Below are 21,035 nucleotides of genomic sequence, written 5' to 3'. Positions count from 1 at the left end.
TTCTACTAAGTTTTAATGTTGAATTTGCTATTTGTTAACGTGCAGGCCGCACTCTTTGCTATCGTTTTGCAGCCACCACCAGCGACCAGCGCGAATATCTTCACCCTTCTTCACCTGACGGGTGCAGGGCTCGCAGCCAATGCTGGGGTAGCCCTTGAGGTGTAGCGGATGAATAGGAACGTTTTCTTGCTTGATATAAGCCCAAATATCCGCTTCACTCCAATCAAACAAAAGATTGAACTTTGCGATGCCTCGCGCATCATCAAGCTCTTCTAAATTGAGTTCTGTTCGTGTAGTAGATTGCTCGCGACGTTGGCCGGTAATCCAGGCATCTGCGCCAAGTAATGCCGCATTTAGCGGTTTAATCTTGCGCGCACCACAACATGCTTTCTTGGGGCCTTCGCCATCGTAAAAACCATTCATGCCATATTGCTCGATGAATGCTTGTACATCCTCATCTTTTGGATAAACCTTTTCAATCGATACGCCGTAGCAATCTTCAGTAGTCTTAACCATATCTATGGTTTCTTGATGAAGGCGACCTGTAGCTAAGGTGAATAACTTAATTTTGGCGCTAGCCTTTGCGATAGCATCGGTAATCACCATGTCTTCTGCAGCGAGACTGGTTGCAAAGCGAACATCAGAAAAGCGTTCTGAAACACCCACTAAGCGTTGCTTAAGGGTGGCGGTTTTCTCGGCAAGCTCTGCAGTAGTAAGAGTGCTTAGTGGAATAGACCAAAATTCAGGGGCAATCATGATGTAACTAATTTAATTCCAACTAAAAATAAGGTTGCAGCAAGGGTAGTTCTGGTTGCGCGTTCTGATAGAGTGCTGGATAACTTGGCGCCGAGCCAAATTGCAGGCACTGAACCAAGCAACAGGCCGAATAATAAGTCAAAGTGTACGTTACCAAGCCACCAGTGGCCCGCACCTGCCAAGGCTGTTAGCGGTACTGCATAGGCTATATCGGTACCGGCAACTTGGGCAGGCTTGAGGTACGGATAAAGAACCAAAATGAGCGTTGCACCAATTGCACCTGCCCCGATTGAGGAAATGGTTACTAGCACACCAATCACAGCACCAACAGTAATGGTCGCGATTTTTAAATTGGCACCACTAGGCAAAAAGTTGGGGTTGTCTTGAACCCATTTCAAAATCTTAGTCCTAAACAAAAGTGATGCTGCTGTTAACAAGACTGAAATGCCAATTGAAATGCTAATCAAGTGATTAAAATTCTTTGAAACGGGGCCTACATATTTCAGGACAAGAATTGAGATTACGGCTGTAGTAAGACTACCTAGGCAGAGTAGGCGCACTATATCCCAACGCACATTTCCATGAAGTCTATGAGCGGCGGTACCAAAGCCTTTAGTAATTGCAGCAAAAGCCAAATCCGTTCCAACAGCCGTAGTTGGCGCAACTCCAAAAATAATGGTGAGAAGAGGCGTCATAAGAGAGCCTCCGCCTACGCCGGTCATTCCTACTAGCAGACCAACAAGTGCACCAGAAATAATAAATTGGGAGGAGTCTAGAAAAAATTGGATCATATTGAATGGCTAACTAGCCTGTATTAAGCGAAAGATTGTTCGAACTCTTCGAGCTTGATGGCGTTCATGAGAAACAGAATTTGGCGCTGAAAACGTTTGCGCTCATCAATCTTGTCATGAGGCAGGCGATCGTGTTCACGCAGCAAGCTAGTAATAACTGGATTGAAGTATTCTCTAACCGGTGACATCGCATTTCCTTGGTAAATATCTCGTTATAGACAATGTACCAAGGGGTCTATATATCCACAAGGAATATATAGCGATATCTAAATTACTTCTAGATATATAGAGCTGAGTTATTCACTTCTCTACGAATGCGCGTTCGAAGACGTAGTCACCCATCTGGCCAAGGCTCGGCGAGACTTTGAAGCCCTTGGCATCCAGCATCTCGGAAGTTTCTTTGAGCATAGATGGGCTGCCGCAAATCATGGCTCGATCCACTGCTGGATCGAGTGGCGGAAGGCCAATGTCTTTAAAGAGTTGGCCAGATTCAATTGCAGTCGTTAGGCGACCAGTGTGTTTGAATGCTTCACGTGTCACTGTGGGGTAATAGATCAGTTTTTCACGAATGAGTTCACCCAAGAATTCATCTTGAGTGAGTTCGTCACGGATGTAATCGGCATAAGCTAACTCGCTGACTAGACGAACGCCGTGAATGAGAACAACCTTCTCGAATTTTTCATAAGTTTCTGGATCGCGGATGATGCTCATAAATGGAGCCAAACCAGTGCCAGTACTAAATAGGTAGAGATGCTTACCTGGGTTCAGGTCATCCAGCACCAAGGTACCAACAGACTTTTCGCTCACCAAGATTGGATCGCCTACTTGAATCTTCTGGAGGCGTGATGTCAACGGACCATCTTGTACTTTAATACTCAAGAATTCCAAATGCTCTTCATAGTTTGGGCTAGCAACGCTATATGCGCGCACTAAGGGCTTGCCTTCAACCTCAAGACCAATCATCAAAAAGTGACCGCTACGAAAGCGTAGGCCCTTATTGCGGGTGGTAGTAAAGCTAAAAAGAGTGTCGTTCCAATGGTGAACGGTTAAAACGGTTTCAGTGTTGTATGCGGCCATAAAAAGCTTTGTAAATTTTGCAAAACCTTGATTATCCTCAAAAATCACCCTATTTCTGAGGGATTGACGGATTAACTTTTTATATCCAATGCACTTTTAGTAATAAAGCCAAGATTTAGGGCTCCAAAGGCTGATGCCGCTATGATTGGGTAATGACTAGAGCCCAATATTTATTCCTTTCCTTCCTAAGTCTAGGCTTGGTAGCTTTTGCGGTGGTATTGCAGCAAGTGGGCTATCAAGGAGTTAGTTTCTTGCCATGCCCTTTGTGTATTTTGCAAAGAGTGGGGTACCTAGGCGTAGCCATTACCTGCTTTCTGGCAGCTAGCATTCCAACGCTCAGGAAGCTATTTCATGGTTTGGCGATCTTGGCTGCTGGATATGGGACGGCAATAGCTGGCCACCATGTATGGCTCTTATCTCACCCTGGCGAATCTTGTGGAATAGATCCCTTGGAGCTGTGGATCAACCAGTTTCAGGTGGCTAATAAGCTGCCTTGGCTATTTAAGGCAGACGGATTATGTTCTGCAAAGCTTCCGGCAATTCTTGGTCTGCAAGTTCCAGAGTGGTCTTTGGTTTGGTTCACGATATTGCTGCTGGTTTTGCTAATCACCTTCTTTAAGAAGCCGCGAGCCTAATATTCCATAGAATTATTGGTGCTTAACTAATAACTATGTCCTCTTTTACAAGTATTGTTTTAACTCTTAAGATCTCCATCAAACTCATTTTTTGTAATAAGGAATCCTCATGACTTACTTTACTGACAACTCTCAAACCATTGGTAAGACACCTTTAGTGCGCCTAAATCGCGTAACGGATGGCGCTAAAGCAACTGTACTTGCCAAAATTGAAGGTCGCAATCCAGCCTACTCGGTGAAGTGTCGTATCGGTGTGGCCATGATTAATGATGCGCAGGAACAAGGCATCTTGGGGCCAGGAAAAGAATTGGTTGAGCCAACTAGTGGCAATACTGGCATTGCTTTGGCTTTCGTAGCGGCAGCTCGCGGCATCCCTTTGACATTGACCATGCCAGAGACCATGAGTATTGAGCGCCGCAAGTTGCTTACGGCTTTGGGTGCCAAGATTGTCCTGACCGAAGGCCCTAAAGGCATGAATGGCGCGGTTGCTAAGGCTAAAGAGATTGCAGAGTCAGACCCCAAATACGTCTTACTACAGCAATTTAGTAATCCCTCGAATCCAGCGATTCATGAAAAGACCACTGGCCCAGAAATCTGGGAAGATACTGATGGCAAGATTGATGTGTTTGTAGCGGGTGTTGGAACTGGCGGAACAATCTCCGGTGTTGCCCGTTACATCAAGAACACTAAGAAGAAAAACATTGAGGTGGTTGCGGTTGAACCCACTTCAAGTCCAGTCATAAAGCAAAAACTCAATGGTGAAGAAATCAAGCCTGCTCCACATAAGATTCAGGGTATTGGTGCTGGCTTTATTCCGGAGAATCTGGATTTATCGGTGGTTGATAAAGTTGAGCAGGTGAGCAATGAAGAGGCTATAGAATTTGCCCGCCGTATTGCTAAAGAAGAGGGTATTTTGGTAGGCATATCCTGCGGTGCTGCAGCTGCAGTGGCGGTTCGTTTGGCTAAGAAGCCTGAATACGCGGGTAAAACAATCGTGGTGGTGCTTCCAGATACAGCTGAGCGTTACTTAAGCTCTGCCTTATTCGAGGGAATGTTTGACGAAAAGGGCTTACCTACCTAAGCGGCTCACTCAATATTACTGTCGGTAGGCTCTTTAGTCTGAATGGTTTATAAAGAGATTATGAAAAATACTTATAAGTTTTTTGCTCTCCTTTTAACCACATTTTCATTAGCTTCCGCCGCTAATGTCAGTGTCCCCACCGTTTACTTCAACGGGGACATCCTCACGATGGAGGGGGACACCCCTAAGTATGTTGAAGCGGTTGTTGTCAAAGACAACAAGATTACTTACGCCGGTGATATGCGCGAAGCCTTTTCTCAGGCTGGATCTAATGCCGCTCTACAGGATTTAAAAGGGCACACCTTATTGCCTGGCTTTATTGACACTTGGGGCCACTTTGCATTAATCGCCCAAGATACGCTCGGCGTCAATCTTGCCTACTTCTCTAGAAATCCTCCGCAGACTAGAGCCCAGTTAATTAACAGGCTGCGTTCAGAGGCGAAAGTATTTAATGGTTGGATTGTTGGTACAGGTTACGCTGAAGCAATGCTTTCTGATGGTGGATTAACAATCGCTGATCTTGATGTGGCATTTCCAAACCAAGCGGTGTTGCTGGAGAATATCTCTACGCTGACTGGCATGGTGAATTCTGCTGGCCTAAAGAAGTTAGGAATTACAAAAGCCACTAAAGCTGTATCTGGGTTTATTCCGGTGGACCCTAAAACTGGTCAACTCACAGGTGAATTGATTGGCATGCCTTATTTGGAGGCGGTTGCTAAAGCGGTTGGTAAGTATTCACAAGAGCTGACGTTTGAAACTTACCGCAAAGCTGAGAAGATCTATGTCTCCAATGGTTTTACAACGGCACAAAGTTACGAAGCCAGTATTGCGGATATGCACAATATGCGCTTAGCTATCGATAGAAAAATTGTCACTATCGATTTAATTGCTTTACCAACTTTCGATATCGTCGATCAAATGTTGGCTTCTAATCCAAATACCCAGTTTGGCGTTTATAGCCACGGAGATGGAGGATTTAAAGTTGCCGGAATTCAGGTGCCAACGGATGGAGCACCGCAACTGCGTTTGGCCTACTTCACTAAGCCCTATCTCGATACCACAGGTTTTCCAAAAGACTGGCGTGGCTTTGCCTATTACCCACAAGCCTTATTTGATAAGTACACCAAGTTGGCTTACGAGAAAAATATTCAATACTTTGGATATAGCAATGGTGATGCCGGTATTGATATGACTCTAGCGGCTTTAGCTAAAACAATTTCTGAGACTGGTATTACAGAAGATCGTCGTACCGTGATTGCACATTCGTTTTTTGCACGCGATGATCAGTTAGATGACTACAAGAAGAAAAATATCATGGCAGTGATGATGCCAAATGATACCTGGTTATATGGCGATGTTTATAACAAGGTCTTAGGCGGTGAAAGAGCGGCTAATTTAAGCCCTGCGAATAGCGCTAATGCAAAAGGTATAACACTTGCCCTTCATAATGACACCCCTTCGTCCGGCCCTAATGTACTCTTTTCAGTTTGGAGTGCCGTGAACCGTAAGACATTCTCTGGTGCAGTGTTGGGGCCAGAACAGCGGATTACTCCGTATTTGGCTCTACAGGGCTTTACTCGCAATGCAGCCTATCAATACAAGGAAGAGCTTAGCAAGGGATCGCTAGCGCCAGGAAAACTGGCTGATTTAGTAGTTCTTGATCAAAACCCCTTAAAGGTTGCGCCAGATGATATTAAGAATATACAAGTCCTTAAAACTATTAAAGGTGGCGTTGAGGTCTATGGCAATTAAGTTATTGCTGGTATAGCAATAAAAAAGAAGTTAAAAAAAGAGAGGCAGTTGCCTCTCTTTTTCTTTGCTGAAGAATTTATTCTTCAGCGCGCCGCAAGTGCGGGAATAGAATCACATCGCGAATATTAGGTGCATCAGTCAGTAGCATGACTAAACGATCGATACCAATACCGCAACCACCGGTTGGAGGCATACCGTACTCTAAGGCGCGGATGAAGTCGTGGTCAAAGTACATAGCTTCTTCATCGCCAGCTTCTTTTTGTTCTACTTGCTTACGGAAGCGGTTCGCTTGATCTTCAGCATCATTTAACTCAGAGAAGCCATTGGCAATTTCACGGCCGGTAATAAAGAGTTCGAAGCGCTCAGTAATGCCTGGGCGGGTATCGGATTCTCTGGCGAGTGGGCTGACTTCAATTGGGTAATCGATGATGTAAGTTGGCTCCCAAAGGTGTTCCTCAGCAACCAATTCAAATAGGGCGAGTTGAAGTGCGCCGATTCCTGCATTCTTGAGGGTTGGGGCGTCTGGGTTCTCGCCACCCTTTTTCAATTCAGTACGAATGAAGTTGATGTCATCCAACTGAGATGCATCATAGCTCTTGCCTGACTGGCCACAGTACTTGAGGATGGCCTCAGTAATAGTTAGGCGTTGGAATGGTTTGCTCAGATCGAGTTCACGACCTTGATGCGTTAATACGGCAGTGCCTTGAGCATCCATGGCGGCTGCACGAATCAAGCATTCTGTGAAGTCCATCAACCAGCGATAGTCTGTATACGCCGCATAGAATTCCATCATGGTGAATTCAGGGTTATGGCGTGGGCTTACACCTTCGTTGCGGAAGTTGCGATTGATTTCGAAAACACGCTCAAAACCACCAACTACCAAACGCTTGAGGTAAAGCTCTGGAGCAATACGCAAGAACATTTGCATGTCGAGAGCATTGTGATGAGTAATGAATGGCTTCGCTGCTGCACCACCAGGAATCGGGTGGAGCATTGGGGTTTCGACTTCCATAAAGTCTGCATCCAACATATGGCGACGTAATGAAGCGATTGCATTACTACGCGCTTTAAATGTATTGCGACTCTCTGGATTCACAATGAGGTCTACATAGCGCTGGCGGTATTTAGTCTCTAAGTCTGAGAGGCCATGGAACTTATCTGGTAGTGGGCGCAATGATTTGCTGAGTAAGCGTAAGTTGCTGCACTCAACAGACAGCTCGCCTTTATTGGTCTTAAAGAGATTGCCCTCAGCAGAGATGAAGTCACCCATATCCCAGTGCTTGAAGGCACCATGAACATCGGTACCGCTGAGCTCATCATTGATGTAGAACTGAATCTGCCCACTGCGATCTTGAATGGTGGCAAAGCTGGCTTTACCCATTACTCGCTTGAGTACCATGCGACCAGCTACTTTGACATGAACTTTCTTGGCGGCTAATTCTTCTTTAGTCAGACTGTCGTAATGAGCATGCAAATCAGCCGCTAAATGAGTGGGAACGAAGTCATTCGGAAATGCAACACCGCCAGCACGCAGCTTGGCCAGTTTTTCACGGCGCTCCGCAATGATGTGATTCTCATCAACTACTTCGGTAGCTGGAGCAGTATCTAAATGGGTTTTATCGTTCATATCTATAGTGGTGCAGTAATGAGAGTTAGTTTTTACACGCCTTGTTTTAGGCTGGCTTCAATAAAGGCATCGAGATCGCCATCTAATACTTTTTGAGTATTGGAAATTTCGACGTTAGTGCGTAAGTCTTTAATGCGGCTTTGGTCTAAGACGTAGGAGCGGATTTGATGGCCCCAACCCACATCGGTCTTGCTGGCTTCTAACTTATCTTGTTCAGCACGGCGCTTTTGCATCTCATGTTCGTAGAGGCGAGACTTGAGCATGCTCATCGCTTCAGCACGGTTGCGGTGCTGACTACGGTCGTTCTGACACTGCACCACAATTCCCGTTGGGATATGGGTTAAGCGTACTGCTGAGTCTGTTTTATTAATGTGCTGACCACCTGCACCAGAAGCGCGGTAGGTATCAGTACGAATATCGGCAGGATTAACGTCGATCTCAATCGAGTCATCAATCTCTGGATACACATAGATAGAGGCAAAGGATGTGTGGCGACCATTGGAAGAATCAAAAGGGGATTTACGCACCAAGCGATGCACGCCAGTTTCAGAGCGGAGATGTCCGTATGCGTATTCACCATCGACTTTAATCGTCGCACTCTTAATGCCTGCAACGTCGCCATCAGACTCTTCGAGTATTTCTGTTTTATAACCTTTACGCTCACAATACTTGAGGTATTGACGATAGAGCATGCTGGCCCAATCACAGGCTTCTGTACCGCCAGCCCCAGCTTGAATATCGATAAAGCAATTACATGAATCCATCTCGTTATGGAACATGCGGCGGAACTCTAGATCGCCAATAGTCTTGCTATAGCTCTCAACATCTTTCTCAATAGCGCCGATTGTTTCAAAATCGCTTTCTTCTTTGGCCATATCAAACAGCTCAAGAGCGCTAGTAATGTTGGTATTGAGATCGGTAAGAGTCGCCACTACGCCATCGAGCAATTTCTTTTCTTTGCCCAGCGCTTGTGCTTTCTTTTGATCATCCCAAATGGTGGGATCTTCCAGAATCGAGTTAACTTCGGTAAGGCGACGTGACTTTACTTCGAAGTCAAAGATACCCCCGAAGAGCTTGCTCACGGGTGAGCAGATCGGACAAGGTATTCGAAATAGTATTTAGTTGTTCAGCTTCCATGCCCTAATTATAAGGGGGTTATTGCCCTGGGCTCTTAGGTGTTGGCCATCTCATCATGGGCTTCAATCATTAACTGCACTCGGGCCTGACCCTGATAACGGTCAGTGACAAGGCGATAGGCTAATTTAGCTTTGGCGGGCAGGCTCTGAGTGCGGTTAAACCAAACGGCAGCGAGTGGCTTATTGATTGGCTTGAGTTCAGAACTGCCGATAGGGCGAACCATCAGTCGTAAATGCTTTTCTTTCATGAGACTTTGCTGGGTAATTTCAAATTCCCCATAGAAAACAGGCTGCGGGAAACCTTGACCCCAGATCTCTTCGGCTAGTAGGTCGCCTATTTCAGGAGTAAATTCAGAAAGCTCCAATGCGCCATCGTGGGCATGGCGGCGCTCTAGTAACTCATCCGTTAATAGGCTACTTGCTACCTCCTGAAAGCAGGTGTCAAACTTTTCAAAATCACTTTTTCGAATCGTTAGGCCTGCGGCCATCGCATGACCACCAAACTTCAAAATGAGTCCAGGTTCTCTTTTGGAAACCAGGTCTAAGGCATCTCTCAAGTGAAAGCCTGTCAGTGAACGACCAGAGCCACGTAATTCTTCACCGGTGCTGCCATCGGCAGGGGCAAACACAATCGCTGGGCGATTAAAGCGTTCCTTCAGTCGTGAAGCCACAATACCAACAACACCCTGGTGCCATTCTGCGTTCCATAAACAAATACTGGTGCGCTCAGCCATAGTGCCGTCAAGTTGATCTTCGGCAAGATGAGAGAGGGCAGTTTCTTGCATCCCCGTTTCAATCACTCGGCGTTCACGATTAATGCGATCGAGTTCATGTGCAAGATTGAGGGCTTCATCTGCATTGTCAGTGAGGAGCAAGCGAATGCCTAAAGTCATATCCGCTAGACGCCCTGCGGCATTGAGTCTGGGGCCGATGGCAAAGCCTAAATCAAAGGTATTAGCTTTGCGTGGATCTCGAGCCGCCGCCTGAAATAGCGCCTGAATGCCTGGTTGAGATATCCCTGCACGGATACGTTTTAAGCCATTAGAAACTAATACTCGATTATTGCGATCGAGTTGCGCTACGTCAGCAACTGTTCCTAAGGCAACAAGATCTAATAGGTTCTCTACCTTGGGTTGAGTTTCATTGGTAAACTTACCGCGCTTGCGAAGTTCAGCGCGTAATGCCACCAGCATATAAAACATCACACCAACACCAGCAAGAGCTTTGCTTGGAAAGCTGCAACCTGGTTGGTTTGGATTAACGATTGCTAGCGCCTTCGGTAAGTTATCTCCAGGTAGATGATGGTCGGTCACAATCACCTCCATACCCAGTTCACGAGCACGATCAACGCCAGCCTCACTAGCAATGCCGTTATCGACAGTGATCAGGTATTTCGGTTTAGGCGTTTGTTGTGCTGCCAACTCAACAACCTCGGGTGTGAGGCCATACCCCATCGTAAAGCGGTTCGGAACTAGAAACTGAATTGGTGTATCAGGTCCGCCCAGCATGCGCAGACCTCGCAGACCTACGGCACAAGCGGTTGCGCCATCACAGTCATAGTCTGCGACGATGAGCATGGGCTCTTTTTTCTCAAGGATATCGGCGAGTAAAGAGGCGGTGCTGATGCAATTCTTTAGTTCAACTGGTGAAATCAGTTGCTTTAAATCGAGCGAGAGTTCTTCTGGAGATTGCAGGCCTCGAGCAGCATAGAGTCTAGCCAGTAGCGGGTGTAAGCCACTCTGCGCTAACCAGGCGGCAGTGCGCTCTGAGAAGGGGCGTTGTAAAAATAAGCTCATATGAAACTCATGCGTAACTCATGGCTGACTAATTTCTTTCCAAGTCAGTGGCTCTGCTTTTTTCCAGAAGGCCCAAGATTTTTTATTGAGGTCTTTAGCGGTGAAAATACGTTCGCGTACCTTTCCCAGCAGAAAGTCGATGATGACAACCTCATCCAGTTGTTTGCTATGCAGTGCTGCACTTAACTGAGGCCAGGCTGCTTGTGGTTGATCAAGCCAGGCAAAGGCGCCAACTAAATTTTTATCATCTAAATGGATTTCATGTGGAAGGCTTAATAGCTTGGATAGGCCAGCCAGAATGGGGTGTGAGCCGATGAGACGCTGAGATTGTTTTAATAATGCAGGCGCTTGAACGTCATTGAGCTTACCGATGCCGCTAATCCAGATTGAGTTGATGCTGGGCATACCACGTTGTCCGCGCTCTTCATTAACGGGGCCAATATGCCAAAGCATTTGGATTTCATTTTGAAGTTTGCGCCAACGTTTCGCGATACCTTCTTCTTGAGTATCACGCGGCATCCACCAATCAATATTCCGGCCATGAGCCTGGTCCACACTGTAACTTGCTAGGCTGGAAAATGGGCCGGCAGGAATAAACCAATAATGCTGGTTATAAAAAAGTACAGAGCTCTGAAAATCTTCTTCAATAAAAGGTAGTGCTGCTTGCAAAAGCTTAGCTGACTCTTCGGGGGTCAGATCAATCTGATTTTGCCCCATCAAAATAAGATGATCTCGAGTGGCATGCAGATGAACGGGCTGTAAGCAGGCAATGACTTCGTTTGGATTGACGGCTTGAGCGGATTGCCCAAGAAGTAAGACCGGGGCGAGAGGGAGCAATTCGCCGAGCAAAAAGCGCTCATGAGGCAGTCCCTTATGGGGGCTATTTCTACTTTCGAGCTCATCTAGTGCATCTTCCCCTGAAAGCATCAGGGTGAAGCGGCGTAGCGGGGCCTTAGAGGGGGTGGAATTTGCGGTCATTCCCCTGATTTTAGGTGGCATTTAAGTATTCCATCAGTTTGTCTGCGCGATTCACTAAACTGTGGCTATGTTAAGACTTCCTATTGAGCTAGAAATTGGCCTACGCTACACCCGATCCAAGCGTCGTAAGACCGTGGGGAAGCGTGATGGTTTCCTATCCTTTATCTCCGGGATTTCTACTGCTGGTATCGCCTTAGGGGTTGCCGCGCTGATTGTGGTTCTTTCGGTGATGAACGGTTTCCAAAAGGAAGTGCGTGATCGTATGTTGTCGGTGCTATCTCATGTGGAGATTACCGCTCCTGATGGACTGGCAAACTGGGAGCCACTGGCGCTGAAGGTTGCAGCTCAACCACACGTTATTGGTGTGGCACCCATGGTGAGTTCTCAAGGTTTATTGACTCGCGAAGGGGTAATGCGTGGCGTTGCTATTCGTGGCATCTTGCCTAGCGAAGAAGGTAAGGTTTCGGATTTACCAAAACAATTTGTTAACGGCAATATTGATGATCTAAAGCCCGGTAGTTTTGGTGTCGCTTTAGGCGCACAACTTGCGGCCATTGTTGGTGCACATGTCGGCGATCGTATTAATTTAATTGTTCCAGAAAGTGATTTAACTCCAGCAGGTGCTATGCCGCGGATGCGCACTTTGCAGGTAGTCGGCATTGTTGACAGCGGCCATTATGAATACGACAGTTCTCTAGCTATCATGCATTGGAAGGACGCTGCTGCCCTGTTACGCCTACATGATCCGTCCGGTCTGCGCGTCAAGGTAGATGATATGCAGCGGGCCCCAGAAGTCGCTAATGAGTTAGCAGCGATTGTTCCTCAGGCGCTTTGGGTCACTGATTGGTCAAGATCGAACCGCAATTGGTTTGCAGCAGTTCAGACTGAAAGAAAGATGATGTTCATCATTCTGACTTTAATTATTGCCGTAGCCGCATTTAATTTGGTATCCACCTTAGTCATGACAGTGAATGAGAAGCAAGCTGATATTGCCATTCTGAGAACCATGGGCGCAAGCCCTGGACTCATTCAAAGAATATTTTTAATTCAGGGATTGGCGATTGGTCTTTTGGGTTCCTTGGTTGGTGTTGCATTGGGTCTATTGATTGCGCTGAACATTGATGTCATCGTGCCGGTCATTGAAGCTATTTTCCGTGTGCAGTTTTTGCCGCGTGAGGTGTATTTCATTAGCGAATTGCCTTCTGATGTTAGGACTAGCGATGTACTGACTGTGGGATTAATGGCATTTGGTCTTTCTGTATTGGCGACGCTTTACCCAAGTCGTCGTGCTGCCAAGGTCCAACCTGCGGAGGCCCTGCGTTATGAGTAATTCAGCTATGAGTGATGTCAATAACTTAGTGCTGAAGGCCAGAGGCTTAGCCAAGACCTATGGTCAAGGACCCACTGGCGTAGAGGTATTAAAAGCGATTGATTTGGATATTTCTCCATCGGAGAAGGTGGCTATCGTCGGTTCTTCGGGTTCTGGCAAGAGCACCTTACTTCATTTATTGGGTGGTTTAGATACTCCAAGCGCTGGCTCCGTCATTTTGGCTGGTTCTAACTTGAATAACTTATCAGTGAAGAAGTTAGATCAACTGCGTAACCATAGTCTTGGGTTTATTTATCAATTCCATCATCTCTTAGATGAATTCAGTGCTGCAGAGAATGTGGCTTTGCCTTTGCGTATTCGTGGCCTTAGTAATGATGAGTCAATGGATCGCGCTAGTAAGATGCTTAAAGCGGTTGGCTTGGCTGCACGTGAAATCCATACTCCAGCTGAATTATCTGGAGGTGAACGTCAACGTGTGGCAGTAGCTCGTGCCTTAGTTGGTAATCCCGCTTGCGTTCTGGCGGATGAGCCAACCGGCAATCTCGATACTGAGACTGCAGACGGCGTATTTGATTTGATGTTGGACATCGCTCGAGATCAAGGCACAGCCTTTGTGATCGTGACGCATGACCCGGTACGCGCTAAACGTTGTGATCGGATCTTGCATTTAGAGCGTGGAGTATTAAAACCATTCTCTGTGTGAGTGGACATCCCATGTGGATCGATACCCATTGCCATCTAGATGCCCCTGAGTTTGCGGATTCATTGGACACAGTTATTCAGGCGGCCACTGAAAAAAACGTTAAAGCAATACTGTTGCCTGCTGTGAAGGTGGCTGACTGCACTCACGTTAGAGAGTTAGCCCATCAATATAGTCAAGAAATCCCGGGTTTGGTATATACCTTGGGAATACACCCGCTCTATACCAATCAAGCCCAAGAGGGCGACATCGAAACACTTGAGAAAAGAATTGTTGAATCTCTATCTGATCCTCGCTTCGTGGGTATAGGTGAAATTGGCTTAGATTATTTTGTAGAGGATTTAGACCCTCATAAGCAGGAGTTCTTTTTCAATGCGCAATTGGATTTGGCTCAGAAATATCAATTGCCCGTAATTCTGCATGTGCGTCGTTCTCAGGATGCAATCTTAAAAGCCTTGCGTCGTCGAAATATCCCCAGTGGAATTGCGCATGCTTTTAATGGCAGCTTTCAGCAGGCCGAGCAATTTATTGAGCTCGGACTTAAATTGGGATTTGGAGGAGCGGCGACTTATGAGCGCGCTTTGCAAATCCGTAGACTTTTAAAAGAATTGCCGCTTGACAGTATTGTGACTGAAACAGATTCTCCCGACATCCCACCAGCATGGCTCAGAGGGGAGGGTATTGCTTTTAATGAGCCTGCTTTTCTACCGCGGATTGCAAAAGAACTTGCCTTAGTTAGGGGTGTCAGTGATGCTGAATTTGCTTCGGCGGTATGGGGTAATGCAATGCAAGTGTTGCCACGCTGGTCTGCCCTCTGCGTAGGTATTCCTCAGCTCTCAAGTCTCAACTTAGCCTCTTAATTAATTGCGATTAGCTATTGCGGCATTCATTGCCGGGGGATTGCTCCTTTTGCTTTTGCCGCAATTGCCAGAATATTGGCTCATTTCCTGCATTACTTTTAGCGTAGTTTGTTTGCTGACAATTCTGCTTTCTAATCCAGAATCTTTTCTGAAGAAATTTGCAGTGATTGGCCTGCTATTTGTAGTGGGGTTTGCATGGAATGCTTTGTATGCTGAAAATCGCCTAAAGAATGTTCTTGCCACAGGGTTGGAGGGTAAAGAGTTAACGCTCCAGGGAAGAGTTGCAGCATTGCCGCAAAGTAATTCATCGGGCGCTAAGTTTGCCTTTGAGGTCGATGAGGTCCTCTCTGGAAAAGAAGCCCTGAATCACTTTCCAGAGAGAATCTATTTGGGTTGGCAGCCTGCTTGGAGAAATCCTCAAGCGATTCCAGAGCTAATTCCTGGACAGCGCTGGAAGATCAGGGCAAAGCTAAAGCGACCTGTTGGTTCCTTAAATCCACATACCTTTGATTTTGAGCGTTGGTCTTTTCATCAAGACTTTGGAGCTAGCGGATCTGTAAGGTCTGGCGAGTTATTGCTGGATAAAGATATCTCTTGGACAGAGTTTGAGTTACGCATGGAGCTTGCTAGATGGCATCTGCGAAAAAAGATTCAGTCTATGCTGCCGGATGATGCGAGGTATGTCGGTGTTTTGATTGCTTTGGTAATGGGTGATCAGAACGCCATCGATCAAGATGACTGGCAAGTATTTAATGCAACGGGTATTGGGCATCTCATCTCTATATCTGGACTCCATGTAACGATGTTGGCAGGAGTTGGCGCTTCATTTGCTGCGTTTATATGGCGTCGACGCACGTGGCCACTGATTGCTCCAGTCAGCAAGGTAGCGGCAGTAGCGGGATTTGTGACTGCGTTTATCTATGCGTGGTTGGCAGGCTTTCAGATTCCAGCGCAAAGAACGATGTATATGGTTGGGGTAGTGGCATTCGCTTTATGGACCGGCCGAAATCCATGTTCTTTTGATATCTGGTGGTGGGCTCTGGCATTCGTGTTGCTTATTGATCCTATGGCTCCCTACACACCAGGCTTTTGGTTATCCTTCGGTGCAGTGGCCGCTATTCTGTATGCCATGGGGGATTCTTCTGGTTTATTGGGCATCCCTACGGGAAAAGAATTGGAAACGCATTGGATGCATCGTATGGGACAAGCCCTTCGTGAGGCGTGCCGTGTCCAGGCTGTTGTCACACTGGCGCTGCTGCCATTGACTTTGTATTGGTTTTACCAAGTTTCAATTGTTTCACCACTAGCTAATGCATTTGCTATTCCGCTGGTCAGTTATATCGTGACTCCGCTGGCAATTGCCGGTGCCTTACTCCCAGAATTTATCGGCCGCTGGCTCTTATTGCCGGCGCATGCATCCATGGAATATCTTGCAGTCATCCTGGAATGGATGGCGAGTTGGAGTTGGTCTGTGGCTTGGTCAAAACAGTCTGAGTGGTGGATGCTGGTGATTGCTGGATGTGGAATTGTGTATGCAATTCGACCTGGTCCGATTGGTGAAACATGGAGAGGTCGATTGCTTGGCATCCTTTTATCTATCCCCTTATTTTTTTGGCCAAGCCAATTATTTGGAGATGTACATCTCGCTCAAGGAGAGTTCAGGGCGAGTGTTTTTGATATTGGTCAGGGCACTGCAGTTCTCATCGAAACTGCTAATAGAAAATTGCTATACGACACAGGGCCTATTCAAGGGAAGAAAGATGATGCGGGTCAGAGAGTAATTCTTCCCTATTTACGTGGCCAGGGGATCTATCACATTGATCGTATGGTCATTAGTCATAGCGATAGTGATCATATTGGTGGGGCTGCAACACTTCTGAAGAGTATTCAATTTGACTTGATGATGGGATCTTTGCCTAGTGCTAATCCATTACTTCAAAATTTACATAAAAGAAAGATTCCGGCCATCCCCTGTCGCTTTGGTCAGCGTTGGAAATGGGATGGTGTCGAATTTGTAATTTGGCACCCTCATGAAGAGACAGTATTTGCTGATCAATACCCTGGTAAGCCCAATGAAATGAGTTGCGTGCTTGAGGTACGAAATCAACAAAGCTCGCTTTGGTTAACGGGCGATGTTGAAAAGCAAGGTGAAGCAGAAATTACCGAGCGCTTAGATGAAAAAAAGCTGCATGAAATTGGCGACAGGGAGTTAATTTTTATGGCTCCACATCATGGCAGCAAAACCTCCTCTTCCTTAGTGCTCCTACAAAGATTGGAACCTCATCAGGCTTTTGCACAAAATGGCTATCGCAATCGTTATGGGCATCCACATCCAGATGTCACGGCACGCTATCAAGGCTTGGGGATTCCTTTTCATCAAACGCCGAAAACAGGTGCCCAGACTTGGCTATTTAAAAATAATTCAAAATCTTCGACACAGTTTTTGCGACATGATATAAAACGGATATGGCATCGATCGATGTGAAATTGAATAAAAGGATTCTGCAGATGAATAAGTTACTTGGCCTATGTTCTCTGGTGGTTGCTGTGACGGTTGGGTGTGCCGGTGCGAATGTTCGCCCCCTAGTGGATATGAAGGGCGTCAATGAGGCTGCATATGAGAGCGATTTAAAGGACTGTCAAAACTATGCTCAACAGCAATCAGGTATGGGTGAGACTGCGGCCAAAGGCGCTGGCGCTGGCGCTGTAGTTGGTGGCTTATTAGGACTTGTGACAGGCGGCAATAAAACGGGCATCGTACAGGCTGCTGGAGCTGGCGCGGTGATTGGTGGTGCAGGCGGTGCATTTACTGGTAATCAGGCTCAAGAGGCTGTTGTGAAGAGATGTTTGAGTGGTCGCGGGTACAAGGTTTTGAACTAAAGCCACCCTGAAATAGCTAAAAAGCCCGAGAAATTGGGCTTTTTTAATGCCCAGAAAAGCAAAAAGCCCTTAAAAATTAAGGGCTTAGTACGTAATTCTTGGTTGCGGGGGCAGGATTTGAACCTACGACCTTCGGGTTATGAGCCCGATTTCAAGGAGATTTCTAAGCATTCCTAAGTATTCCCAAAATCGCCATAAAGCCCAATATATATAAGGAAAAGCAATTTTCTCACTTTTCTAAGTATTCCCAAATATTCCTGTATATTTCGATTATTGGGTTACATGGGGGTTACATGAGAATATTCGGGATATTCACGGGATGACGGCTAAACAGAACTTTACGGCTGGCAGAGTGGAGGCTTTTAAGTGTGAAAGCGGTAAGGAGCAATCAATCCTATGGGATGGAAAAACCCCTAGCCTTGGACTTCGCGCTACCGCAAAAGGGGCTAAGTCCTACATATTCCAAACCAAGCTACATGGAAAGACCCTCAGGCTCACCATTGGCGATGTAAAGACCTACGCAATTAGCCAAGCCCAAGCGGAGGCTAATCGCCTCAAAGCATTAACCGACCAAGGAATTGACCCTAGGGAGTTGGCTAAAACTCAAAGGGATGAGATTCAAACCAAGGCCATAGAGTTAAAAAGCAAAGAGCTTTTGGTAAGCGAGGCATGGGCTCAATACATTGCATATCAAAAAGACAAGATGACCCGCCCGCATATTGAGCGCGGTAAGAAGTGGGGCGAACGCCACCTAAAAGACCATGAGAACCTTGCTAAAGCTGGAGGCGAGGAAAGAAAGCGCAGTAAAAGAAAAACTACGACAGGCGTTTTATACCCGTTAATGGGAATACGTATGGCTGATATTTCAGCCAATGGATTAAAGGAGTGGCAAAAGGCCGAAGCTTCAACAAGAGCCAATAACGCCCGCCAAGGTTTTGAAATGTTTAGAGCCTTTTGGCGCTGGTGCGCAATTCGCCCTGAATACTTAAAGCTAATTGATGTAAACGCGGTAGAGAGTAAAGAGCTACGCGATGAAGTGCCAAGCCGTAAGAGCAAGCGTTTTGATGTGCTGGAGAAAAGTCAATTAAAAGCGTGGTTTAACGGAGTTACCTCGCTTAAGAACCCAGTAGCCCAAGCGTACTTACAAGCTTTAATTCTGACAGGCGCAAGGCGCGAAGAAATGGCAAGCCTTAAGTGGGTTGATATAGATACCAAAGTGGGCGCGATATGGATTAAAGATAAGGTGGCAGAGGAGGGTAGAAAGCTACCACTAACCCCTTACCTCAATAGCCTTATTCAAAACTTACCAAGGCGCAATCAATGGGTTTTCAGTAGCCCCACTTCTAAGGACGGGAGATATTCCGACCCCAGCGTATCGCACCATAGAGCCATGAGTATTGCTGAATTGCCACCCGTAACCATTCACGGATTAAGACGCACATTCGCATCACTTGCTGAATGGGTGGAAATGCCCGTGGGGATTGTTGCGGAAATCATGGGGCATAAGCCGAGCGCAACGGCTGAGAAACACTATAAATCGCGCCCCATTGAGTTATTGGCTATTTGGCATACCAAGTATGAGGCATGGATTTTAGAGCAGACAGGGGTTGAATTTAAACCTCAGGAAGGCGCTTCAAGACTTAAGGTAGTTAATTCATAAAAAATTGGAGTTGTTATGTTGAGTTATCAAGAGACGAAACTCCTCAAGGCATTTAGAGGGATGGATGCGGAATACCAAGAGCGCTTTGTAGAGTTTTTAGCTTACTCATTAGCCCCCGCTATTGATAGCCTCGATGAGATGCGCAGAGAGAGCTTAACGCAAACATTGGAGTGGTTCTCGAATAGTCACAAAGAAATATATTCATTTGATAAAGTTCCCGCAGAAATTATTAAATTCCCTAAAAAGAAATTAGGAAGAAAAAAGAAGGCGGAGCTAGCTGGTATCCGCACTCAATCGGGTGCGAAAGTTATCAGTATTTGCGGTTGATGAGTTATCGGTTTATGCAATGGCTAATGGTCAATTTTCTGACTCTGAAATAATCCTCTGAAGCATTAACGCGAGGCTAGGCAATGCAAGCCGAAAGTCGGTCACTTTCACCGATTGCCTCGCGCCCTACTGAAAGATTGCGCTAGAAAGGGCGTAATGGATGACTGCCAAACCTATAAAACCAAAAGCCAAGAAAACGGCTATTGAAATTGAACCCCCATTATTCGAGGGCGGTGAATTAAACCTAAAAGCCTATCTAAGCACTCCAAACGATTATCAAAGGGGCTTGGGTGTACGCACTTGTGGCGCTCTTTGCCTAGAGGGTATTTCTGAGCTTTTAGAGCTATACAAACACAAAAGCCTAGGTTTAGAAAAGCGGTACGGGGATTTTTTAGGAAAGTTCTCGCAAAGAGATTTTTATTTCAATGAGGCTTGCAAGTCAGGTGCAGAGCGTGGAGCTCACTCGCTATCTCGCGCCCTCTACAGATTCAGAACGGCGCTATCCATTTTGAATGCAGGGGTCAATACAGAAAACGCTTGGATTCTTTACGGTAGCGCCATGCGTGACCTTGGCTGGGTGCAGAATGAGATTGGCATCGCTGAGGAGGGATTATGGGAAAAGCTCGGTCAATTTGATGGGGGCAGAAAGAAGGGTGCATATGGCACGATTAAGAAAGCTATCAAAGAATTGTTTGAATTAAATCCAGAGTGGATTAGTCAGGACTCGGGAGTATCCGAAAAGTTATGGAGCTCCTTAAGAAGCAATCCGCCCAAAAGCATTACTCCAAGTAAGACCATGTCAGATGGAGAGATATTGATTTACGAGAGCGATAAAACAATTACTAGGGCAACATTTAAGACTAGGGTATCTGAAGTTAAGCGGGATTTAAAAAGTAAAAAAGTTACGGATTAGCGACCCTGTATTACGGATTAGCGACCCTGTTCACCTCGTTTTTAAGAATGGAGGCTCTTTCAATACAAATAAAGGGCTTTCAAAATGAATCAAACAAGCGCAACACTTCCAAAGCTACTAGAGGTTGCAGGCACTAGAGATTTAATCAGCACTCGCGAAGCGGCTTTAGCTTTAAATAAAGCCCGCCAAACACTCTTAAAAAACTTCTGTATCCAAGGGCACTCCTATGGAATAGTGCCCAAGAAAATTGGCGGTCAATTACTTTGGAGCGTATCCGATATTGCCAAGCTCTTAAATGGCGGAGTGTGAGTTATGAAAAAGAGCGAGAACACAAAAATAAGCCCTAACGCCTCGGTAAAGGCAATTAGGGCAGGCGAACAAGCTGAGCTTTTTGATGCATATTCATTTTCGCCACTTGAGCCAAACCCGTCAAGCAAAGAAGGTGAGGTTTTGAAATTCCTTCGCGGTGGCAAAGTCCTAACTCAGCCCATGTTTTTAAAGATGGGTGGCTCATGGAGACTAGCGGCAATCATTTTTGATTTGATTACTAAATACCGATGGCCTATTACGAATTTAGAGCCACGCTCAAAGCCTGCTAAATACAAGTTGGAAGCATGGGCGCATAAGTCATTAGAGGCAAACCATGGCTAAGGATGGAGCCCGTAGGGGCGCGGTCACAGGTCATCCCAAGAGGCAAGTTGAGCCATTCATCCAAATACCTGCGGGGGTATTAGAT

The 21,035-nt window shown here is 46.2% G+C and carries 21 protein-coding genes; 13 read left to right on the top strand and 8 right to left on the bottom strand.

Translation table 11 applies throughout. From position 1 onward, the window contains the following. Positions 1–27: 27 nt before the first annotated feature. The 4 genes from ICN40_RS04135 to ICN40_RS04120 form a co-directional block, all read right to left on the bottom strand. A complete protein-coding gene (locus ICN40_RS04135; RefSeq protein ID WP_216242336.1) occupies positions 28–756 on the bottom strand; it encodes a phosphoadenylyl-sulfate reductase in 729 nt (242 codons plus the stop codon). After that, entirely contained in the window at positions 753–1,547 is a 795-nt protein-coding gene (locus ICN40_RS04130) for a sulfite exporter TauE/SafE family protein (protein WP_216242334.1), read from the bottom strand. The genes ICN40_RS04135 and ICN40_RS04130 overlap by 4 nt, the downstream gene beginning before the upstream one ends. 23 nt (positions 1,548–1,570) lie before the next feature. Then, positions 1,571–1,735, bottom strand: a complete 165-nt coding sequence (locus ICN40_RS04125; RefSeq protein WP_216242494.1) for a hypothetical protein — start codon at positions 1,733–1,735, stop codon at positions 1,571–1,573. Between the two features lie 112 nt (positions 1,736–1,847). Beyond that, entirely contained in the window at positions 1,848–2,624 is a 777-nt protein-coding gene (locus ICN40_RS04120; protein ID WP_215359491.1) for a ferredoxin--NADP reductase, read from the bottom strand. Between the two features lie 152 nt (positions 2,625–2,776). Here ICN40_RS04120 and ICN40_RS04115 point away from each other — a divergent pair, with 152 nt between their 5' ends. The 3 genes from ICN40_RS04115 (at position 2,777) to ICN40_RS04105 (ending at position 6,092) form a co-directional block, all read left to right on the top strand. Next, positions 2,777–3,259 carry a disulfide bond formation protein B gene (locus ICN40_RS04115; protein ID WP_216242333.1) on the top strand — a complete coding sequence of 161 codons (483 nt, stop codon included), beginning with the start codon at positions 2,777–2,779 and terminating at the stop codon, positions 3,257–3,259. A 109-nt stretch (positions 3,260–3,368) separates the two neighbouring features. Beyond that, positions 3,369–4,340, top strand: coding sequence for a cysteine synthase A (gene cysK, locus ICN40_RS04110; protein WP_216242332.1), 972 nt, complete (start codon positions 3,369–3,371; stop codon positions 4,338–4,340). A 60-nt stretch (positions 4,341–4,400) separates the two neighbouring features. Beyond that, positions 4,401–6,092, top strand: a complete 1,692-nt coding sequence (locus ICN40_RS04105) for an amidohydrolase (RefSeq protein WP_216242330.1) — start codon at positions 4,401–4,403, stop codon at positions 6,090–6,092. A 76-nt stretch (positions 6,093–6,168) separates the two neighbouring features. Here ICN40_RS04105 and lysS read toward each other — a convergent pair whose 3' ends face one another. The 4 genes from lysS to ICN40_RS04085 all read right to left on the bottom strand — a co-directional run bounded on the left by lysS (position 6,169) and on the right by ICN40_RS04085 (position 11,629). Then, the gene (lysS, locus tag ICN40_RS04100) at positions 6,169–7,719 is read right to left on the bottom strand and encodes a lysine--tRNA ligase (protein WP_216242328.1); all 1,551 of its coding nucleotides are present in this window, start codon (positions 7,717–7,719) and stop codon (positions 6,169–6,171) included. A gap of 32 nt (positions 7,720–7,751) precedes the next feature. Next, a protein-coding gene (gene prfB / locus ICN40_RS04095; protein ID WP_215321673.1) for a peptide chain release factor 2 occupies positions 7,752–8,856 on the bottom strand; the annotation gives its coding sequence in 2 pieces (ribosomal slippage) (positions 7,752–8,783 and positions 8,785–8,856; 1,104 coding nt in all). Between the two features lie 34 nt (positions 8,857–8,890). Next, positions 8,891–10,651, bottom strand: coding sequence for a single-stranded-DNA-specific exonuclease RecJ (recJ, locus tag ICN40_RS04090; RefSeq protein WP_216242326.1), 1,761 nt, complete (start codon positions 10,649–10,651; stop codon positions 8,891–8,893). 18 nt (positions 10,652–10,669) lie between these two features. Then, on the bottom strand, positions 10,670–11,629 hold the full coding sequence (locus ICN40_RS04085) for a hypothetical protein (protein ID WP_255561134.1): 960 nt from the start codon (positions 11,627–11,629) through the stop codon (positions 10,670–10,672). A gap of 67 nt (positions 11,630–11,696) precedes the next feature. On the opposite strand from ICN40_RS04085, the gene ICN40_RS04080 reads away from it, so the two are divergent. The 10 genes from ICN40_RS04080 (at position 11,697) to ICN40_RS04035 (ending at position 20,950) form a co-directional block, all read left to right on the top strand. Next, positions 11,697–12,959 carry a lipoprotein-releasing ABC transporter permease subunit gene (locus ICN40_RS04080; RefSeq protein ID WP_072583053.1) on the top strand — a complete coding sequence of 421 codons (1,263 nt, stop codon included), beginning with the start codon at positions 11,697–11,699 and terminating at the stop codon, positions 12,957–12,959. Between the two features lie 7 nt (positions 12,960–12,966). Further along, positions 12,967–13,662, top strand: a complete 696-nt coding sequence (locus tag ICN40_RS04075; protein ID WP_216242477.1) for an ABC transporter ATP-binding protein — start codon at positions 12,967–12,969, stop codon at positions 13,660–13,662. Between the two features lie 11 nt (positions 13,663–13,673). Continuing rightward, positions 13,674–14,519 (top strand): TatD family hydrolase, encoded by an 846-nt coding sequence (locus ICN40_RS04070; RefSeq protein ID WP_216242323.1) that lies wholly within the window; start codon positions 13,674–13,676, stop codon positions 14,517–14,519. A 4-nt stretch (positions 14,520–14,523) separates the two neighbouring features. Next, on the top strand, positions 14,524–17,004 hold the full coding sequence (locus tag ICN40_RS04065; protein ID WP_255561131.1) for a DNA internalization-related competence protein ComEC/Rec2: 2,481 nt from the start codon (positions 14,524–14,526) through the stop codon (positions 17,002–17,004). Between the two features lie 23 nt (positions 17,005–17,027). Continuing rightward, on the top strand, positions 17,028–17,399 hold the full coding sequence (locus tag ICN40_RS04060; RefSeq protein ID WP_072583189.1) for a glycine zipper family protein: 372 nt from the start codon (positions 17,028–17,030) through the stop codon (positions 17,397–17,399). A 319-nt stretch (positions 17,400–17,718) separates the two neighbouring features. Beyond that, positions 17,719–19,059 (top strand): integrase family protein, encoded by a 1,341-nt coding sequence (locus ICN40_RS04055; RefSeq protein ID WP_216242321.1) that lies wholly within the window; start codon positions 17,719–17,721, stop codon positions 19,057–19,059. A gap of 15 nt (positions 19,060–19,074) precedes the next feature. Continuing rightward, entirely contained in the window at positions 19,075–19,386 is a 312-nt protein-coding gene (locus tag ICN40_RS04050; protein ID WP_216242319.1) for a hypothetical protein, read from the top strand. A gap of 160 nt (positions 19,387–19,546) precedes the next feature. Beyond that, complete coding sequence (locus ICN40_RS04045; RefSeq protein WP_216242317.1) at positions 19,547–20,299, top strand: hypothetical protein; 753 nt, start codon at positions 19,547–19,549, stop codon at positions 20,297–20,299. A gap of 84 nt (positions 20,300–20,383) precedes the next feature. Further along, the gene (locus ICN40_RS04040) at positions 20,384–20,608 is read left to right on the top strand and encodes a hypothetical protein (RefSeq protein WP_216242316.1); all 225 of its coding nucleotides are present in this window, start codon (positions 20,384–20,386) and stop codon (positions 20,606–20,608) included. Positions 20,609–20,611: 3 nt separating this feature from the next. Beyond that, positions 20,612–20,950 carry a hypothetical protein gene (locus tag ICN40_RS04035; protein WP_216242315.1) on the top strand — a complete coding sequence of 113 codons (339 nt, stop codon included), beginning with the start codon at positions 20,612–20,614 and terminating at the stop codon, positions 20,948–20,950. Positions 20,951–21,035: the final 85 nt, after the last annotated feature.

It is taken from the genome of Polynucleobacter sp. Fuers-14, assembly GCF_018882045.1.
Taxonomy (GTDB): domain Bacteria; phylum Pseudomonadota; class Gammaproteobacteria; order Burkholderiales; family Burkholderiaceae; genus Polynucleobacter.
Note: the sequence above shows the minus strand (reverse complement) of the source record. Positions and strands in the feature narration are given on the sequence as shown.

Bases quoted from the DNA above. Each gene is read 5' to 3' on its own strand.
- ICN40_RS04135 (WP_216242336.1), bottom strand. From the start codon at position 756: ATGATTGCCCCTGAATTTTGGTCTATTCCACTAAGCACTCTTACTACT.
- ICN40_RS04040 (WP_216242316.1), top strand. From the start codon at position 20,384: ATGAATCAAACAAGCGCAACACTTCCAAAGCTACTAGAGGTTGCAGGC.
- ICN40_RS04060 (WP_072583189.1), top strand. From the start codon at position 17,028: ATGAATAAGTTACTTGGCCTATGTTCTCTGGTGGTTGCTGTGACGGTT.
- ICN40_RS04080 (WP_072583053.1), top strand. From the start codon at position 11,697: ATGTTAAGACTTCCTATTGAGCTAGAAATTGGCCTACGCTACACCCGA.
- ICN40_RS04125 (WP_216242494.1), bottom strand. From the start codon at position 1,735: ATGTCACCGGTTAGAGAATACTTCAATCCAGTTATTACTAGCTTGCTG.
- ICN40_RS04035 (WP_216242315.1), top strand. From the start codon at position 20,612: ATGAAAAAGAGCGAGAACACAAAAATAAGCCCTAACGCCTCGGTAAAG.
- ICN40_RS04050 (WP_216242319.1), top strand. From the start codon at position 19,075: ATGTTGAGTTATCAAGAGACGAAACTCCTCAAGGCATTTAGAGGGATG.
- ICN40_RS04130 (WP_216242334.1), bottom strand. From the start codon at position 1,547: ATGATCCAATTTTTTCTAGACTCCTCCCAATTTATTATTTCTGGTGCA.
- recJ (WP_216242326.1), bottom strand. From the start codon at position 10,651: ATGAGCTTATTTTTACAACGCCCCTTCTCAGAGCGCACTGCCGCCTGG.
- ICN40_RS04120 (WP_215359491.1), bottom strand. From the start codon at position 2,624: ATGGCCGCATACAACACTGAAACCGTTTTAACCGTTCACCATTGGAAC.
- ICN40_RS04070 (WP_216242323.1), top strand. From the start codon at position 13,674: ATGTGGATCGATACCCATTGCCATCTAGATGCCCCTGAGTTTGCGGAT.
- ICN40_RS04105 (WP_216242330.1), top strand. From the start codon at position 4,401: ATGAAAAATACTTATAAGTTTTTTGCTCTCCTTTTAACCACATTTTCA.
- cysK (WP_216242332.1), top strand. From the start codon at position 3,369: ATGACTTACTTTACTGACAACTCTCAAACCATTGGTAAGACACCTTTA.
- ICN40_RS04085 (WP_255561134.1), bottom strand. From the start codon at position 11,629: ATGACCGCAAATTCCACCCCCTCTAAGGCCCCGCTACGCCGCTTCACC.
- ICN40_RS04115 (WP_216242333.1), top strand. From the start codon at position 2,777: ATGACTAGAGCCCAATATTTATTCCTTTCCTTCCTAAGTCTAGGCTTG.
- ICN40_RS04045 (WP_216242317.1), top strand. From the start codon at position 19,547: ATGACTGCCAAACCTATAAAACCAAAAGCCAAGAAAACGGCTATTGAA.
- lysS (WP_216242328.1), bottom strand. From the start codon at position 7,719: ATGAACGATAAAACCCATTTAGATACTGCTCCAGCTACCGAAGTAGTT.
- ICN40_RS04055 (WP_216242321.1), top strand. From the start codon at position 17,719: ATGACGGCTAAACAGAACTTTACGGCTGGCAGAGTGGAGGCTTTTAAG.
- ICN40_RS04075 (WP_216242477.1), top strand. From the start codon at position 12,967: ATGAGTGATGTCAATAACTTAGTGCTGAAGGCCAGAGGCTTAGCCAAG.